We start from the raw sequence: 16,334 nt of genomic DNA on the forward strand, positions 1-16,334 counted from the left end.
CTGTAGCCGAACCCGACGGCCGCGGCGCAGGAGGCGGGCACCACGTGATCAGCATCGACCGGTCGTCGCAGACGGCCGACCTGGGCGACGTGCGGGTGGCCAACCGGGCCGTCGTGCTGCGCCACGTCCGCACGCACGCGCCCTGCTCGCGCGCCGACGTCGCCGCACGCACCGGGCTCAACAAGGCCACCGTGTCCAGCCTGGTCGGCGAGTTGATCGAGCACGGCCTGCTGCGCGAGACCGGGCTCACCGAGAACCGGGTCGGCCGGCCGGCCACCATGCTGGTCCTCGACGGTTCCCGCTATGTCGGGCTCGGCCTGCGGATCGGCGCCGACGAGCTGGTCGTGGTCGCCGCCGACCTGGCCGGCGAGCGGCTGCTCACCTGGCGACGCGCGTTCGCCGCCGCCACCGCCGGCCCGCCGGAGACGGTACGCGCGCTCGCCGCGCTCACCCGCCGCGCGGTCACCCGGGTCACCGGGGCGGGCCGCACGGTGCTCGGCCTCACCGTGGGCGTGCCCGGGCTGGTCGACGCCGACGGCGCCGTGCCGGCCGCGCCGGCGCTGGGCTGGCACGGTGTGCCGCTCGCCGCCGACCTGCGCCGCGCGCTGCGCGACCCGGGCTTCCCCGTCGGGGTCGACACCGACGCCAACCTCGCCGTCTCCGCCGAGCTGCGCCACGGCCCGTACGCCGGCACGGCCGACCTGGTGCACCTGAGCGGCGGGCTGACCGTCGGCGCCGGCCTGGTCAGCGGCGGTCGTCTGCTGCGCGGCGGCCGCGGCTTCGCCGGCGAGATCGCCCACCTCTTGGTGCACCCGGGCGGGCCGGCGTGCCACTGCGGGCGGCACGGCTGCCTCGCGGCGGTGGCCGGCGTGGACGCCGTGGTGCGCCGGCTGCTCCCCGACGTGGCGGCGGACGGCCCGGTCACCGACTACCTGCCGGAGATCGAGCGGATCCAGGCCCTCGCCCGCGCCGGTGACGCCCCGGTGCGCGACGGGCTCGCCGAGGTCGGCCGGCACCTCGGGTACGCGGTGTCCGTCCTGGTCGACCTGCTCGACCCGGAGGTGGTGGTGGTCGGCGGCCACCTGGCGGCGCTCGCGCCGTGGCTGCTGCCGGCCGCCCGCGACGAGATCGCCGCGCGCACGTCGGGACCGCCGGCGACGGTCCGGCTGGAGGCCAGCGCGCTGGGCTCGGCGGCCAGCGCGCTGGGCGGCGCCACCGCGGCACTGGCCACGGTGGAGGCCGGGCAACTGCCGGTCGCCTGCCCCCTTGACCGCACCGGCCCCGGGTGCCAACCTCGGTAGCGCCGCCCCCGGGCCGGGCAACCCGTGGCGGCGTGTTTTCCGGCGGTTGTCGAAGCGCTTCACCAGCGCTCCGGGCCGACCCCGCCGGCCAACCACCACCCCTTGCACGCGCGTGCGCGCCGCCGTCTCAGCAGCGGGCCCGTCGAAGCGCTTCGACGACGCCTCCGGCGGCCCGCGCGCCGACCGGAGGCGCCCGCCATGACCGACCGCACCCCCCACCGCCCCGACGACCTGCTGGCCCGCCTCACCATCGCGGAGAAGCTCGGCCTGCTGCACCAGTGGCAGGCACCGGTCCCCCGGCTCGGCCTGCCGGCGTTCCGCACCGGCACCGAGGCGCTGCACGGCGTCGCCTGGCTCGGCGAGGCCACCGTCTTCCCGCAGGCGCTCGGCCTGGCGGCGAGCTGGAACCCGCGGCTGATCCGGGCGGTCGGCGCCGCCGTCGGCGACGAGGTGCGCGCCAAGCACCGGGCCGACCCGGTACGCGTCGGCCTCAACGTGTGGGCGCCGGTGGTCAACCCGCTGCGCGACCCCCGCTGGGGCCGCAACGAGGAGGGCTGGTCCGAGGACCCCTGGCTCACCGGCCGGCTCGCCACCGCCTACGCCTTCGGGCTGCGCGGCGACCACCCCACCCGGCTGCGGACCGCGCCGACGCTCAAGCACTTCCTCGGTTACAACAACGAGACCGACCGGGCGACCACCTCCAGCGACCTGCCGCCGCGCGTGCTGCACGAGTACGAGCTGCCGGCGTTCCGCGCGCCGCTGGCCGCCGGCGCGGCGGTCGCCGTGATGGCGTCGTACAACCTGATCGACGGCGTGCCGGCGCACCTGAGCCCGCTCCTCGACGGCGAGCTGCGCGGCTGGGCCGACGACGAGGTGATGGTGGTCGGCGACGCCGGCGCGGTCGGCAACATCGCCGGCGTGCAGGCGCACCTGCCCGACCACGTCGCCGGGTTCGCCGCCGCGCTGCGCGCCGGGGTGGACAGCTTCACCGAGGACGACGACGATCCCGGTCCCACCGTCGAGCGGCTCACCGAGGCGCTGGCCCGGGGGCTGATCGGCGAGTCCGACGTGGACCGGGCGGTCCGGCGGATCCTGTCGGTGCGGCTGCGCCTGGGCGACCTCGACCCGCCCGGGCACGACCCGTACGCCGACGTGCCGGCCGACGTCGTCGACTGCCCCGCGCACCGGGAACTCGCCCGCGAGGCCGCCCGCCAGTCGATGGTGCTGCTCGGCAACGACGGGCTGCTGCCGCTCTCGCCCGACCTGCGGGTCGCCGTGCTCGGCCCGCTCGCCGGCACCGTGCTCACCGACTGGTACAGCGGCACCCTGCCGTACGCGGTCACCGCGTACGACGGGCTGCTCGGGCGGCTGCGCGAGGTCACCACCCACCCCGGCGCGGACCGGGTCACGTTGCGCGTCGGGCAGCGCGCGGTGCGCTGCGCCGACGGCGGGCCGCTGACCCTCGCCGACACGACGCCGGCCGAGTTCGACGTGGTCGACTGGGGCAACGGCGTGCTGGCGCTGCGCGCGGTCGACACCGGCGGCCACGTCGGCGCGGACGACACCGGCGCGCTGGTCGCCGATCGTCCGGGCCCGGGCGGTTGGGTGGTCCGCGAGACGTTCCGGGTGTGCCACCGCCCCGACGGCACGGCGTGGCTGCACCACATCGCCACCGACCGGCACGTCGCCGTCGACGCCGGCGGCCGGCTCACCGTCGCCGCCGGCGAGCCCGCCGCGTTCGCCGTGGAGCTGCGGGCCGACGGCGCGGCCGAGGCCGCCGCGCTGGCCGCTACCGCCGACGTGGCCGTGGTGGTGCTCGGCAACCACCCGATGGTCAACGGCCGGGAGACCGAGGACCGCGTCGACCTGGCGCTGCCGGCCGGGCAGCTCGACCTGCTGCGTGCCGTGCACGCGGCGAACCCGCGCACCGTGCTGGTGCTGACCAGCAGCTACCCGTACGCGGTGGGCTGGGCGCGGGAGCACCTGCCGGCGGTGCTGTGGAGCGCGCACGGCGGGCAGGAGCACGGCAACGCGCTGGCCGACGTGCTGCTGGGCGCGGAGGACCCGGGCGGCCGGCTCACCCAGACCTGGTACGCCGACGCCGCCGAGCTGCCCGACCTGCTCGACTACGACGTCATCGGCGCCGACGCCACCTACCTCTACCACCGGGGCGAGCCGCTGTACCCGTTCGGCCACGGGCTCAGCTACGCCGAGTTCGCCTACGCCGACCTCCGGTTGAGCACCGCCACGGCGCACGCCGGCGAGGAGGTGCGGGTGAGCGTCGAGGTCACCAACGCCGGCCGCCGGCCGGGCACCGAGGTGGTGCAGCTCTACACCCGGCAGCGGCGCTCCCGGGTCAAGCAGCCGCTGCGGCAGTTGCGCGACTTCGCCCGGGTCACCCTGGAGCCGGGCTGCGCGGCCCGGGTCACGTTGCGGCTGCGTACCGCGGAGCTGGCCTGGTGGGACGAGACCCGGGCGGCCATGGTGACCGAGGACGCCACCCACTCGGTGCTGGTCGGCCGCTCCGCCCGCGACGTCCGGCTGGCCGGCGCGCTCACCGTGACCGGCGGCGGCGCCGCGAGCACGCCCGACGCGCGGGGCTGCGGGGTGGCCCGGTGACCGGCCGGGGCGCCGGTGAGCAGGTCACCATCGCCGACGTGGCCCGCCACGCCGGGGTGGCCGCGAGCACCGTGTCGTACGTGCTCAGCGGCAAGCGCGTCATCTCCGCCGGCACCCGCACCCGGGTCCTGGCCAGCGTGCGCGCCCTGGGCTACCACCCGAACGCCGGCGCGCGCGCCCTGGCCAGCCGCAAGGCCAACGTGATCGCGCTGGTGCTGCCGCTGCGCACCGGCATGCAGGTGCCGGTGGTGATGCGCTTCGCCACCGCGGTGGTCACCACCGCCCGCCGCTTCGACCACGACGTGCTGCTGGTCACCGCCGACGAGGGCCCGGCCGGGCTGCACCGCATCGCCGGCAGCGCGCTCGTCGACGGGGTGCTGCTGATGGACGTGGAGTTGGAGGACTCGCGGGTGCCGCTGCTGCGGGACCTGGCGCTGCCCGGCGTGCTGATCGGGCACCCGGCCGACAGCACCGGCCTGGCCTGCGTGGACCTCGACTTCCGGCGCGCCGGCGAGCTGTGCGTGGAGCACCTGGCCGCCGCCGGGCACCGCCGGATCGCGCTGCTCGGCGCCCCGGCCGCCGTCTACGACCGGGGCACCGGCTTCGCCCACCGCACCCGCTCGGGCGTGCTCGCCGCGGCCGGCCGGCTGGGTGTCGACGCGGTGACCCGGCCCTGCGAGGAGGCCCCGGGGGCGGTGCGCCGGGACCTGGCGGCGCTGCTGGACGAGCAACCCGACGTGACCGGCCTGGTGGTGCAGAACGAGTCGGCGGTCGGGCCGGTGCTGTCCACCCTGCCCCTGCTGGACCGCCGGGTCCCGCAGGACGTCGCGGTGGTCGCGGTCTGCCCCGACGAGCTGGCCGAGCCGTCCGGCTTGACCTGCGTGCCGGTGCCCGCCGAGGAGGTGGGCCGGCAGGCGGTGACGCTGCTGATGCGGCGGCTGCGCGACGAGCCGGTGCCGGAGGTGACGCTGCTGGAACCCCGGCTGACCGTGCGCGACACCAGCCGGTGACCCGGCCCGCGTCAGCCGCCCTGCAACAGCAGCAGGAACGGCGGGACGGGATCCGCCACGGTGCTCAGGTTGGCCGCCAGGACCACCAGCGCGGCCACCGCCGGCACGGCCGGGAGCAACCCGAGCCACCGACGCCGGCGCCAGGTCAGCACCGACAGGCCGGCCAGGACGGCGGCCAGCAGGCCGACCAGCGCGCCCTTCACCACGTGCCACCGCACGTACTCGTCCAGCATCACGTCCAGGGCGGGTGACGTCGGGCCGTGCTCGGCCTGGTCGCGGACCTGGGCCAGGACGGCGGCCAGGTGGTCGTCGGCCGGGCCGGACGCCAGGGCCGGCAGCAGCGTGCCGAACGGGGACACCGCGCCCTGCACGGTGGCGATGAGCAGCACCGCCACGGCGAGCGCGAGCACCCCGATCGGCAGCCGCAGCCGCGGGAGCCGGTAGGCCGACGTCACCAGCACCCCGAGCAGCGGCAGGGCGATCGCCACGCGGGCCAGGTGAAGGCGGAACTGCTGGTCGACGAGCCGCTGGAGGTCGGGCGGGAAGCCCGGGCCGCCCGCGGACCAGTAGGCGACGAAGGCGCGCGGGACGTCGTCGGGCCGGACGGCACCGACCAGCGGCGGGACGAGGAAGAACGCGACGGCCAGGACGACGGCCATGGTGAGGAGCCCGGCGGCGTGCCGCCGGGCGGTGGAGGTGGTCAACGAGGGGCTCCTAGTCGGATCGGCTGCGCAGGTAGGTGAGCACGGCGAGAACCCGCCGGTTGGTGTCGTCGCTGACCGGCAGGTCCAACTTGGCCAGGACGTTGCCGATGTGCTTGGCGACACCGGCCTCGGTCAGGGAGAGGGTCCGGGCGACGGCCGCGTTCGAGTGCCCCTGCGCCACCAGCGCGAGGACCTCGCGTTCGCGCGGGGAGAGCTGCCGCAGCGGGTCCCGGTGGCGTTGCATGAGCTGCCGTACCACCTCCGGGTCGACCACCGTGGCGCCCCCGGCCACCCGGCGGAGCTGCCCGGCGAACTCGGTCACGTCGCCGATGCGGTCCTTGAGCAGGTAGCCGATGAACCGGCCGGAGCCCGAGGCGAGCAGGTCCGCGGCGTAGCTGTGCTGCACGTACTGGCTGAGGGCGACCACCGCGAGCTGCGGATCCTCGGCACGCAGCGCCACCGCGGCCCGCAGCCCCTCGTCGGTGTGCTCCGGCGGCATCCGCACGTCGGTGATCACGAGGTCCGGGCGGTGCTCGCGGACGGCGGCCAGCAACGCCGGCGCGTCACCGACGGCGGCGACGACCTCGATGCCGAACCGGGGCAGCATCGCGCTCAGCCCCTCCCGCAGCAGCACCGAGTCCTCGGCGATCACGACGCGCACGGCAGCTCCACCCGCAGGACCGTCGGACCGCCGGGCGGGCTCGACATCAGCAGCCGTCCCCCGGCCGCGGCGGCGCGGTCGGCGAGCCCGGTCAGCCCGGATCCGCGCGCCGGGTCGGCGCCGCCGCCACCGCCGTCGCGGACCTCGACCAGGAGCCCGTCGGCCCCGCGGCGGGCGGTGACGGTGACCTCGGTGGCGCCGGCGTGCTTCGCGGCGTTGGCCAGGCCCTCGGAGACCACCGCGTACGCGACGGACTCCACCTCGGCCGGGAACCGCGCCGAGGCGACGTCGACGCGGACGTCGAGGCCGCTCGCGGCGGCCAGCTCCTCGACCGCGGCGCGCAGGCCCAGCTCCCGCAGGGCGCGCGGGCTGATGCCGCGGATCAGGTCCCGCAGCTCGGCCATCAGCGTCATGGCCTGCCCGTGCGCGGCGGCCATCGCGGCGTCGGCCGGCGAGGCGGGCGGCAGGTCGAGCCGGGCCAGCCCGATCTGCATGGTCAGGGCGACCAGGCGCTGCTGGGCGATGTCGTGCAGGTCGCGTTCGATGCGTACCCGTTCGGCGTCGAACGCGTTCATCAGCCGGGTCCGGGACCGGGCCACCTCGATCAGGTCCTCGGACGGCTCGGGGCGCAGCAGCATCCGGGCCAGCGCGGCGTGCGCCCCGCCCAACAGCGCGGCCAGGTAGAGCAGCACCGGGATCAGCAGCAGCCCGCCACCGGCCCGCCCGACGACGCTGACCAGCGGGTCCGCCACCGAGATCCGGTGCTGCACCGCGACCGGCGTCGAGACGACGAGCAGCGCGACGACGGCGAGCACCCCGAGCCACAGCGGGCCGACGACGCCGAGCAGCACCATGTAGGCGACCGCCCGCCAGGTGGCCGGGTCGGTGTAGAGGTCGCCCCGGCGCCCGGGCGACGGCGGGGCGTCGCCGACCAGCCGCAGCCGCCACCGTTCGGCGCGGGCCGTCGAGAGCGCCACCTGCGGGCCGAGCAGCCCGAGTAGGCCCACCCCGACCAGTCCGAGACCGGCCGCCACGACCAGGTGACCACCCGTATGCCCGGCGTGCAGCACCACGGCGGCCGACAGCAGCGGCGTCAGCGGCACCGCCAGCGCGAGCCACAGCAGGCCGGCGGCGACCGCGGTCGTGACGGCGTAGGCGAAGCCGCGCCACGGCCAGGTCGAGACCAGGAACTGTCGCCCGGTCACCGCCCGGAGCAGCGCTTCTGCCATGTGCCCAGGTTAGGTGGGCGCTGACCGGCGCGGACAGCACGCTGGTGGGACACCTCGGGTAGACCTGGCACTACCCGTCACGGGACGCGCGACACGGGCATGGCGAGCAGGCTACCGCCGGGCGTCGCGGTGCCGCCGCACCATTCCGGCGGCCAGCACGGCCCGGTCCAGGTCACCGGCGGCGATGCGCTTGGCGACGGTACGCCGCACCAGCCGGTCGGCCAGCGCCGGCGCGTGCCGGGCCAGCGCCAGCTCGACGCGTCCGCGCCGGGTGGTGGCCACGTCGCGGGGCGCGCGCCGGGTGGTGGCGGCGCGCAGGATCGCCGTCACCACCCCGTCGACCGGCTCCGGCCGGGACACGCCGTTCAGCGACAGCCCGGCCGCCACGGTGCTGTCGTGGATCGGCGAGTCGACCATGCTGGGGTAGACGACGCTGACCCCGACGTGCGTGCCGACCTCGTGGCGCAGCGCGTCGGCGTACGCGACCAGGGCGCGTTTGCTCACCCCGTAGGCGGCGGCCAGTGGCAGCGGCAGCACGGCCATCCGGCTGGCCACGAAGATCACCCGACCGTGGGCGGCCTCCAGGGCGGGCAGCGCCGCGGCCGTGGTCCGCCAGGCGGCGAGCAGGTTCACCTCCACCTGCCGGCGCACCACCTCGTCGGGGGCCAGCTCGGCCGGCGCGGGCCCGCCGACCCCGGCGTTGTTGATCAGCAGGTCCAGCCCGCCGAGGCGGTCGACGGCGGCGGCCACGGCCGCCGGCGTGGCCGCCGGGTCGGTCAGGTCGACGCCGAGCACCGGCGGCGTGGCGTCGGCGTCGGCGTGCAGGTCCAGCCCGAGCACGTGCGCGCCGGCGGCGCTCAGCGCGTCGCCGAGGCGCCGGCCGAAGGTGCCCCGCGCGCCGGTGACCAGCACCCGCCGTCCGGCCAGCGCGCTCACCGGGTCGCTCCGGCGCGTCGCCGGCCGGCGGTCAGCTCCCGGCGCAGCTCGGCCAGGTAGGCGTCGAAGTCGACGCGCATGTGCGGGCGGCGTTGCCCCCACCGGGCGGTGGCGGCTCGCAGTTCGGCCCGGCAGGCGGCGGCCTGGCGGGCCGGCTCCGGGGCCGTCCAGGTGCCGGCCAGCCGGGCGGCGACCAGCCGGGCCTGCGCCTCCAGCAGCGGGAACGCCGCCCCGGTGGACTGCATCAGCCCGACGAACGCCAGCCCGGGGGCGTCCAGGTGGAACACGTGCCGGTACAGCGGCAGCCGCTCGGCGCCGTCGCCGAGCAGCTCCGGGTCGAGGAACGGCACCCGCACCCGGTAGCCGGTGCACCAGATGACCAGGTCGACCTCGTCGGCGCGGCCGTCGGTGAACTCGACCCGCCGCCCGTCGAAGCGGGCGATGCCGGGCCGGGGCGCGATGTCGCCGTGGGTGAGCCGCGACAGCAGCGCGTCGGAGAGCGTCGGGTGGTCCTGGAGGAAGCCGTGCGCCGGGGCGGGCAGCCCGTAGCGGGTGGGCGGGCCGACGGTGGCGGTGAGCATGCCCTGGCTGATCCGCTGGCGCAGCCGCCACGGCAGCCGGCGTGCCAGGGCCCCGTTGAGCGTGTCCGAGGGGCGTCCGAGCAGGTACTTGGGCACCACCCAGACGCCGCGGCGCAGCGACAGCAGCGTCCGCTCGGCGGCGTGCGAGGCGTCGACGGCGATGTCCATGGCCGAGTTGCCGCCGCCCACGACCAGCACCCGGCGCCCGGTGAGCTGCTCCGGCCCCCGGTAGTCGTGGCTGTGCATCTGCGCGGCCGCGCACTCGCCCGGGTAGGGCTCGGGCAGGTGGGGCGCCCGGTTGTGCCCGTTGGCGACCACCACGGCCTCGACGTCGACCTTGACCGGCCCGTCGGGGCCGGTGGCGTGCACCCGCCAGCCGTCGCCGGTGCGGGTGACCCGCTCGACGGTGTGCCGCAGCCGTACCGCCTCGCGCAGCGCGAACCGGTCGGCGTAGTCGTCGAGGTAGCCGGCGACGCGGGTGTGGTCGGGGTAGTCGGGCCAGTGCGCCGGCATCGGGTGGTCGGCGAACTCGGTGCGCCCCTTGCTGGTGTTGAGGTGCAGCGTCCGGTAGGCCGGCGAGTCGGGCGCGCCGTAGACCCACAGGCCGCCGGGCGTGTCGGCGCTCTCGAACGCCACCGCCGGCACCCCGGCGTCGGCGAGCGCCTTGAGCGTGGCCAGTCCGGCCGCGCCGGCACCGACGACCGCGACCCTGGGTGGTGCCGCCATACCCGCCCCCTTTTATCCAACGACCGCTGGATAATCCCCGGTGGGCGGGGGCCCGGTCAAGGGGTGGCCGGCGGGTAGAGCCCGTCGAGCAACCGGTGCACGAACGCGCGGAACTCCCGCCGCTCCCGGGCCGCCGAGCCGGCGCGCGCGGCCAGCGCCACCACGTGCCCGTGCACCGCCCAGACCAGGCTGCGCACGGTGACGTGCGGGGCCGGCTCGGTCAGCGCCCCGGCCTCGGCCGCGGCGGCGAGCAGCCGCTCGACCTGCGCGTACAGCGGCGCGGCGTAGCGCTGGTCCAGCTCGGCGTGCCGCTGCGGCTCCAGCCAGCGACGCAGCCACAGCGCGGTCGTCTCCGGCCGGTCCTCCAGGAAGTCGACGAACACGTCGACCAGGTCGTGCAGGGCGCGCAGCGCGTCGGCCGGCCCGGCGGCCAGGGCGGCGCCCGCCCGTTCCCCGGCGGCCTCCAGCGCCTCCCGTTCGGCGGCGAACACCCGGGCGAAGCAGGCGTCGTAGAGCTGCGCCTTGGCGCCGGTGTGGTGCGCGACGGTGGCCACGTCGACGCCGGCGGCCGCCGCGACGTCCCGGACGCTGACCGCGTCGAAGCCCCGCTCGGCGAAGAGCGCGGTGGCGGCGGCGAGCACGAGGTCGCGGGTGGGCCGCTGGTCGTCACGGCGGGGCCGGCCCGGCCGGCGGCGAGGCATGGTCATCCGGCCATTGTTCCCCCTACAATCCAGCATCCGTTGGATTGGGGTGGCGATGACCGGGGTGGACCAGCGACGCGAGGCCGTCGCCCTGCCGCGCGGCCCGCTGGTCGGGTTCGCCGCCGGCTCGCTCGGCATGGGCGTCTGGGTCACCGTGCCCGGCCTGCTGCTGCTCTACTTCCTCACCGACGTGCTCGCGGTCGCGCCGTGGCTGGCCGGGCTGACGCTGCTGCTGCCGAAGGTCGCCGACGTGCTGCTGCACCCGTGGATCGGGCACCGGTGCGACGTGGAGCAGGCCCGCCGGGGCCACCGCCGGCGGCTGCTGCTGGCCGGCTGCGCGCTGCCGGCGGCGTTCGCCGCGCTGTTCGCGGTGCCCGGTGGGCTGACCGGCGCGGGCGCGGCCGGCTGGGTGGCGGTGTTCTTCGTGGCCGGCAACCTGCTGTTCGCCGCCTACCAGGTGCCCTACCTGGCGACCCCGGCGGACCTGCGGATCGGCTACCACGAGCGGACCCGGCTGATGGCGTTCCGGATGGTGGTGCTCACCCTGGGCATCCTGGCGTCCGGGCTGCTGGCGCCGCTGCTGGCCGGCGGCGACGACGCCACCCGCGCCGGCTACCTGCGGATGGCGGTGGCGCTGGCCGCCGGCATGCTCGTCGCGATGGCGGTCGGGGTGGCCGGGATCGGCCGGCTGCGGGGCGCCGCGGCCGACCCGGCGCCCGGTCACGGCCCGGGCGGGTGGCGGGCGCTGGCGGCGAGCCTGCGCGACGCGCAGTTCCGCCGCCTCGCCGGCGCCTACCTGGCCATGTCGACCACCACCCATCTGGTCCTGGCCGGGGTGCCCTACTACGCCGAGTACGAGCTGGGCCGCGCCGGGCTGACCACCGTGCTGGTCGCCGCGTTCGTCGCGCCCGCGCTGCTGGTCACCCCGGCGTGGCTGGCGCTGGCCCGCCGCGTCGGCAAGCAGCGTGCCCTGCTCGGCGCGCAGGTCGCGTTCGCCGCCGGGTCGCTGGTGCTGGCGGTCGGCCGGCCCGCCGGGCTGCCGGTGCTGGTGGCCGCCGTGACGGTGCTCGGGGTGGCGTTCGCCGGCATGCAGTTGCTGCCGTTCTCGATGCTGCCCGACGTGATCCGCGCCGCCGGCACGGACCGGGCCGGCACCTACACCGGGGTGTGGACGGCCACCGAGGCCACCGGCGCGGCGCTCGGCCCCTACGCGTACGCGCTGTGCCTGGCCGCCGGTGGTTTCGTCGCGTCGAGCGCCGGGCAGGCCGTCACCCAGTCGCCCGACGCGCTCGCGGCGCTGCGCCTCGGCTTCGGTCTGCTGCCCGCCGCCGTGATGGTGCTCGCGGTGCTGGTGCAGCGCCGCTACACCCTGGACGCCGCCGCGCGCGGCGCGCACTAGACTTCGCCGGCGATGGACGCCGAGCCCGCCACCGAGACCCGCCCCTGCGCCCACTGTGGACGTGAGGTGCCGCAGCGCGCCGGCGCCGGCCGCCCGTTCCGCTACTGCCGGGACAACGACGGCACCTGCCAGCGGGCCGCCCGCAACTCCCGGATGCGCCACCGCAACTCCCCCGGCCTGCCCGGGCAGGTGGCGCGCACCTGGGAGGCGGTGGACCGGCTCGACCAGGTGGTGGAGACGCTGACCGAGGCGCTGCACGCCGAGCTGTCCCCGGCCGGGGTGGAGCGGCAGCTCGCCGAGCTGCGCGCCGAGACGTCCGCGCAGGTCGCCGCCGCGCACGCCGAACGCGACGAGGCCCGCCGCGACGCCGAGGACGCGACCGCCGCGGCCGCCCGCGACCGGCGCGACGCCCGGGCCGCGCGCGACGAGCGCGACGCCGCCGGCCAACGGGCCGACCGGGCGCAGGCGTCCGCCGCCACGGCCGCCGAACGCGCCGTCGCCGCCGAGTCGGCCCGCGACGCCGCGCGCGCCGAGGCGGGCGCGGCGCAGGCGTTGCGGGCGCAGGCCGACCGGGACCGCGACGCCGCCCGCGTCGAGCTGCGCTCGGTGCGGGGCGAACGCGACGCCGAGCGGCAGCGGGTCGCCGAGCTGACCGCCGAGCGGGACACCGCCCGCGCCGACGCCGAGCGGGCCACCCGCTCCGCCGCCGAGGCCGTGCAGCGGGCGCGGGACCTGCGCGTCGAGGCCGACGCGGCGCGCGCCGACGCGCAGGCCGCCCGGGCGCAGGCGGCCGAGGAGCGCCGCGCGGCGCGGGCCGCCGCCGAACGGGCCGACGCCGAGGCCGCCGCCGCGCGGCAGGCCGCCGCGGAGCGGGACCGGGCCGAGGCCGCCCGCGCCGACGCCGCGACGGCCGCCGGCGCGGCCCGCGCCGAGGCGGCCGAGGCGGTACGCGTGGAGGTGGCGGCCCGGACCGCCGAACGGGAGTCGCTGCGCGCCGAGCTGGCCGAGGCCCGGCGTAGCGCCGTGGCGGCGCAGGCGCGCGCGGCCGACCTGGCGGCGCGCCTGAGCGCGGCGGAAACCGACCGGGACACCGCCGCCCGGCGCGCCGGGCAGCTCGCCGACCAGGTCAGCGACCTGGCCGGGGCGCTGGCCGCGCTCGGTTCGCGGGCCGGCTGAGGCGGCCACGGAGCGGGACGGGGGCAGCGCGCGACCGCCCGTGCGGCGAGGATCGACGGCATGGGAAAGACGTACGAGCGCATCGACGGCCGGTTGCGGGAGTTCATCGAGGCGCAACCGATGTTCTTCGTGGCCACCGCGCCGCTGTCCGGCGACGGCACCGTCAACCTGTCCCCGAAGGGTCTGCGCGGCACCCTGGCGGTGCTCGACGAGCACACGGTGGCCTACCTCGACTTCGCCGGCAGCAACGCCGAGACCGTCGCCCACCTGCGGGAGAACGGCCGCGTCACGCTGATGTGGTGCGCGTTCGACGGCCCGCCGAACATCGTGCGGGTGCACGGGCGCGGCGAGCCGGTGTTCCGCGACGACAGGCGCTGGCCGGACCTGCTGCGGCACTTCGACGTCGACCCGACACCGCACGGGCTGCGGGCGGTGATCGTGGTGCGCGCCCAGCTCATCCGCGACACCTGCGGCTACGCGGTGCCGCTGATGAGCTACGACACCGACCGTGACCTGCACGCGCGGCGGTTCGCCCGGGAGGACGACGCGTCACTGTCGGCCTACTTCGCCGGTAAGGAGCACGTGGCGAGCAGCATCGACGGGCTGCCCGGCCTGCCGTTGCCGTTGCCGCCCACCCCGCACTGAGCCCCGGGTCAGTGGATGCCGGCCATCAGTCCCCGGATCTGGCGGGTGAACATCACCGCGGCCAGGCCCAGCACCACCGAGGCCAGGCCGAAGGTGAGGAAGTAGGTCGACTGCGACCAGCTCTCCGCCAGCCGGGCCACCTGCCCGCCGATGGCGTCGCCGACGGCGGTGGCGAGGAACCACAGGCCGAGCATCTGGCTGGCGTACTTCACCGGGGCCAGTTTCGTGGTGGCCGACAGGCCCACCGGGCTCAGCGACAGCTCACCGGCGACCTGGATGGCGTAGACCGCGACCAGCCACCACGGTGAGACCAGGTCGCCGCCGACGGCGGCGCGCGCGGCGGCGGCCATCAGCACGAACGACAGGCCGTTGAGCACCAGGCCGACGGCGAACTTCGTCGGCGTGGACACCCGGTGGCCCAGTCTGAGCCACAGCCACGCGGCCAGCGGCGCGCCGATGATGATCAGGATCGGGTTCACCGACTGCAGCCAGGACGCCGGGAAGGTGAACCCCGCCACGTTCCGGTCGGTGCGGTCGGCGGCGAAGATGTTCAGCACCGACCCGGCCTGGTCGTAGATCAGCCAGAACGCGGCGGCGAAGACGAACAGCCACACGTACGCCTTCATCCGGCTGCGTTCGGTGTCGCTGATCTCCCGGTCGGTGAGGATCCGGGCGAAGTAGCCGACGGTCACCAGCACGGTGACCACGGCGAGCAGGTTGACCACCGTGTCGACGGTGAACCAGCCGGCCAGCAGCAGCACCAGCAGGGCCAGCAGCAGCACGCCGACGGCGATGCCGGCGCGGGTCAGCGCCCGACGCCGGTCGGCGCCGAGCAGCGGGTCGGCGGGGCGGGCGCCGGCGTCGCCGAGGTTGCGCCGGCCCGCGACGTACTGCAGCACGCCGAAGGTCATGCCGACCGCGGCCGCCCCGAACCCCAGATGCCAGTTGACCTTCTCACCGAGGAAGCCGGTGACCAGCGGGGCGATGAACGCGCCCAGGTTGATGCCCATGTAGAAGATGGAGAACCCGGCGTCGCGGCGCGGCGAGTCACGCTCGTACAGGTCACCGACCATGGTGGAGATGTTGGGTTTGAGCAGGCCGGTGCCGAGCACGATCAGCGTCATACCGGCGAACACGCTCCACCCGGTGGGGATCGCCATCACGTAGTGCCCGGCGGCGATCACCACGCCGCCCCACAGCACGCTGCGCCGCGCCCCGATCAGCCGGTCGGCGACCCACCCGCCGGGCAGCGCCATCAGGTAGACCATGGCGTTGTAACTGCCGTAGACGGCGTTGGCGGTGGACTCGCCGATGCCCAGGCCGCCGTCGGCGACCGTGGCGGTCAGGTACAGCACCAGGATGGCCCGCATGCCGTAGAAGCTGAACCGCTCCCACATCTCGGTGAGGAACAGGGTCGACAGCGCCCGCGGGTGGCCGAAGAACGTCTTCCCGGCGGGCGGTCGGGCCCCGACCGGCGCGTCACTGCTCATTGTCACCTCCGGCGCACGTGGTGGGTAACATCCCCGGTGCGGGGCGAAACACTCCACCGATTCGGCCGGCTGTCGCGGCCGGTTACCCTTGAGCTTCCCGACCCGCGTACGGCCCGGCCGGCGCGGCCGGGGAATGGGCGGGCGGTGACCGGCCGTTACACCTGAGGACCAGCACCACGAACGAGGGGAAGTCGATCATGGGCGAGCGTATGCTGCGCGGTAGCCGGCTGGGCGCGGTCAGCTACGAATCCGACCGCAACACGGAGCTCGCGCCGCGTCAGACCCGCGAGTACCTGTGCGCCAAGGGCCACCAGTTCGAGGTGCCGTTCGCCGTCGACGCCGAGGTCCCCGCGACCTGGGAGTGCAAGTTCGACGGCAGCGTCGCCCGGCTGGTCGACGGCACCGAGCCGGAGCAGAAGAAGGCCAAGCCGCCGCGTACCCACTGGGACATGCTGCTGGAGCGGCGCTCGATCGCCGAGCTGGAGGACATCCTGGCCGAGCGGCTGCAGGAGGTCCGCACCCGCCGCGGTCGCGCCTGAGCACCACGTGACGAAGCGCCCCCGGGATCACCCCGGGGGCGCTTCGTCACGTCTGGGCGGTTTCCCTCAGCGGTCCACGATCTCACCCTCGATGGCCGGGCCCGGCTGCGGCGGCTCCGCCGGCCGCTGCGCGGTGGGGGTGGGCGCCGGTTGCGGCGCGCCCGGGTAGACCCGCACCCGGCGGGGGCCGAACAGGTCACCGGCGACCATCGACGACACCCGCCGCTCGGTGGCCCGGCGCACCCCGCCACCGGCGAGGCGGCGCAGCGGCGGCACCAGCAGCAGCAGGCCCACCGCGCCGCTGACCAGGCCGGGCAGCGCCAGCAGCAGCGCCCCGGCCAACCCGACCAGCCCGTCGGTGACCTGCGGCCCCGGCGGCTGGCCGGCCTGCGCGGCGGACCGGAAGCCCCGCCACGCCCGCATGCCTTCGCGGCGCAGCAGCACCAGACCCAGCAGCGACGCGGCGAACACCAGCAGCAGCGCCGCACCGAACCCGACGGCCCGCCCGACCAGCACGAAAACGGCCAGCTCCAGCAGCGTCAGCAGCAGCAGAGCCGGTGGTACGAATCTGAGTCCTCGGCGCATCTCACCCCATCCGCCCGGTGTGTCCTCACGCC

At 76.5% G+C, this 16,334-nt stretch carries 15 protein-coding genes; 7 read left to right on the forward strand and 8 right to left on the reverse strand.

Translation table 11 applies throughout. From position 1 onward, the window contains the following. The first annotated feature begins 44 nt into the window (after positions 1 to 44). The 3 genes from H1D33_RS09845 to H1D33_RS09855 all read left to right on the forward strand — a co-directional run bounded on the left by H1D33_RS09845 (position 45) and on the right by H1D33_RS09855 (position 4,930). On the forward strand, positions 45 to 1,301 hold the full coding sequence (locus H1D33_RS09845; RefSeq protein WP_181568360.1) for an ROK family transcriptional regulator: 1,257 nt from the start codon (positions 45 to 47) through the stop codon (positions 1,299 to 1,301). A 198-nt stretch (positions 1,302 to 1,499) separates the two neighbouring features. Continuing rightward, complete coding sequence (locus H1D33_RS09850; protein WP_181568359.1) at positions 1,500 to 3,920, forward strand: beta-glucosidase family protein; 2,421 nt, start codon at positions 1,500 to 1,502, stop codon at positions 3,918 to 3,920. Beyond that, on the forward strand, positions 3,917 to 4,930 hold the full coding sequence (locus H1D33_RS09855; RefSeq protein ID WP_181568358.1) for a LacI family DNA-binding transcriptional regulator: 1,014 nt from the start codon (positions 3,917 to 3,919) through the stop codon (positions 4,928 to 4,930). The genes H1D33_RS09850 and H1D33_RS09855 overlap by 4 nt, the downstream gene beginning before the upstream one ends. A gap of 11 nt (positions 4,931 to 4,941) precedes the next feature. Here H1D33_RS09855 and H1D33_RS09860 read toward each other — a convergent pair whose 3' ends face one another. The 6 genes from H1D33_RS09860 to H1D33_RS09885 form a co-directional block, all read right to left on the reverse strand. After that, entirely contained in the window at positions 4,942 to 5,634 is a 693-nt protein-coding gene (locus H1D33_RS09860; protein ID WP_181568357.1) for a hypothetical protein, read from the reverse strand. Positions 5,635 to 5,644: 10 nt separating this feature from the next. After that, positions 5,645 to 6,241, reverse strand: coding sequence for a LuxR C-terminal-related transcriptional regulator (locus H1D33_RS09865; protein ID WP_246412245.1), 597 nt, complete (start codon positions 6,239 to 6,241; stop codon positions 5,645 to 5,647). Positions 6,242 to 6,282: 41 nt separating this feature from the next. Further along, on the reverse strand, positions 6,283 to 7,524 hold the full coding sequence (locus H1D33_RS09870; RefSeq protein WP_181568355.1) for a sensor histidine kinase: 1,242 nt from the start codon (positions 7,522 to 7,524) through the stop codon (positions 6,283 to 6,285). Positions 7,525 to 7,635: 111 nt separating this feature from the next. Continuing rightward, on the reverse strand, positions 7,636 to 8,460 hold the full coding sequence (locus tag H1D33_RS09875; protein ID WP_181568354.1) for an SDR family NAD(P)-dependent oxidoreductase: 825 nt from the start codon (positions 8,458 to 8,460) through the stop codon (positions 7,636 to 7,638). After that, complete coding sequence (locus tag H1D33_RS09880; protein WP_181568353.1) at positions 8,457 to 9,767, reverse strand: flavin-containing monooxygenase; 1,311 nt, start codon at positions 9,765 to 9,767, stop codon at positions 8,457 to 8,459. The genes H1D33_RS09875 and H1D33_RS09880 overlap by 4 nt, the downstream gene beginning before the upstream one ends. Before the next feature lie 56 nt (positions 9,768 to 9,823). Beyond that, entirely contained in the window at positions 9,824 to 10,474 is a 651-nt protein-coding gene (locus tag H1D33_RS09885) for a TetR/AcrR family transcriptional regulator (protein WP_246411478.1), read from the reverse strand. 49 nt (positions 10,475 to 10,523) lie between these two features. Here H1D33_RS09885 and H1D33_RS09890 point away from each other — a divergent pair, with 49 nt between their 5' ends. The 3 genes from H1D33_RS09890 to H1D33_RS09900 are packed head-to-tail and all read left to right on the forward strand — an operon-like array spanning position 10,524 to position 13,688. Then, a complete protein-coding gene (locus H1D33_RS09890; RefSeq protein ID WP_181568352.1) occupies positions 10,524 to 11,867 on the forward strand; it encodes an MFS transporter in 1,344 nt (447 codons plus the stop codon). Positions 11,868 to 11,879: 12 nt separating this feature from the next. Continuing rightward, positions 11,880 to 13,043: a coiled-coil domain-containing protein gene (locus H1D33_RS09895; RefSeq protein ID WP_181568351.1), complete on the forward strand. Its 1,164-nt coding sequence runs from the start codon at positions 11,880 to 11,882 to the stop codon at positions 13,041 to 13,043. A 60-nt stretch (positions 13,044 to 13,103) separates the two neighbouring features. Beyond that, entirely contained in the window at positions 13,104 to 13,688 is a 585-nt protein-coding gene (locus H1D33_RS09900; RefSeq protein ID WP_181568350.1) for a pyridoxamine 5'-phosphate oxidase family protein, read from the forward strand. A gap of 8 nt (positions 13,689 to 13,696) precedes the next feature. Here the strand turns inward: H1D33_RS09900 and H1D33_RS09905 are convergent, their stop codons facing one another. Continuing rightward, positions 13,697 to 15,178 (reverse strand): peptide MFS transporter, encoded by a 1,482-nt coding sequence (locus tag H1D33_RS09905; protein WP_181568349.1) that lies wholly within the window; start codon positions 15,176 to 15,178, stop codon positions 13,697 to 13,699. A 197-nt stretch (positions 15,179 to 15,375) separates the two neighbouring features. Between H1D33_RS09905 and H1D33_RS09910 the strand changes: the two genes are divergently transcribed. Continuing rightward, positions 15,376 to 15,717, forward strand: a complete 342-nt coding sequence (locus H1D33_RS09910) for an RNA polymerase-binding protein RbpA (RefSeq protein ID WP_181568348.1) — start codon at positions 15,376 to 15,378, stop codon at positions 15,715 to 15,717. A 66-nt stretch (positions 15,718 to 15,783) separates the two neighbouring features. Here the strand turns inward: H1D33_RS09910 and H1D33_RS09915 are convergent, their stop codons facing one another. Further along, complete coding sequence (locus H1D33_RS09915) at positions 15,784 to 16,302, reverse strand: FxsA family protein (RefSeq protein WP_181568347.1); 519 nt, start codon at positions 16,300 to 16,302, stop codon at positions 15,784 to 15,786. Positions 16,303 to 16,334: the final 32 nt, after the last annotated feature.

Source organism: Micromonospora ferruginea, from assembly GCF_013694245.2.
Taxonomy (GTDB): domain Bacteria; phylum Actinomycetota; class Actinomycetes; order Mycobacteriales; family Micromonosporaceae; genus Micromonospora; species Micromonospora robiginosa.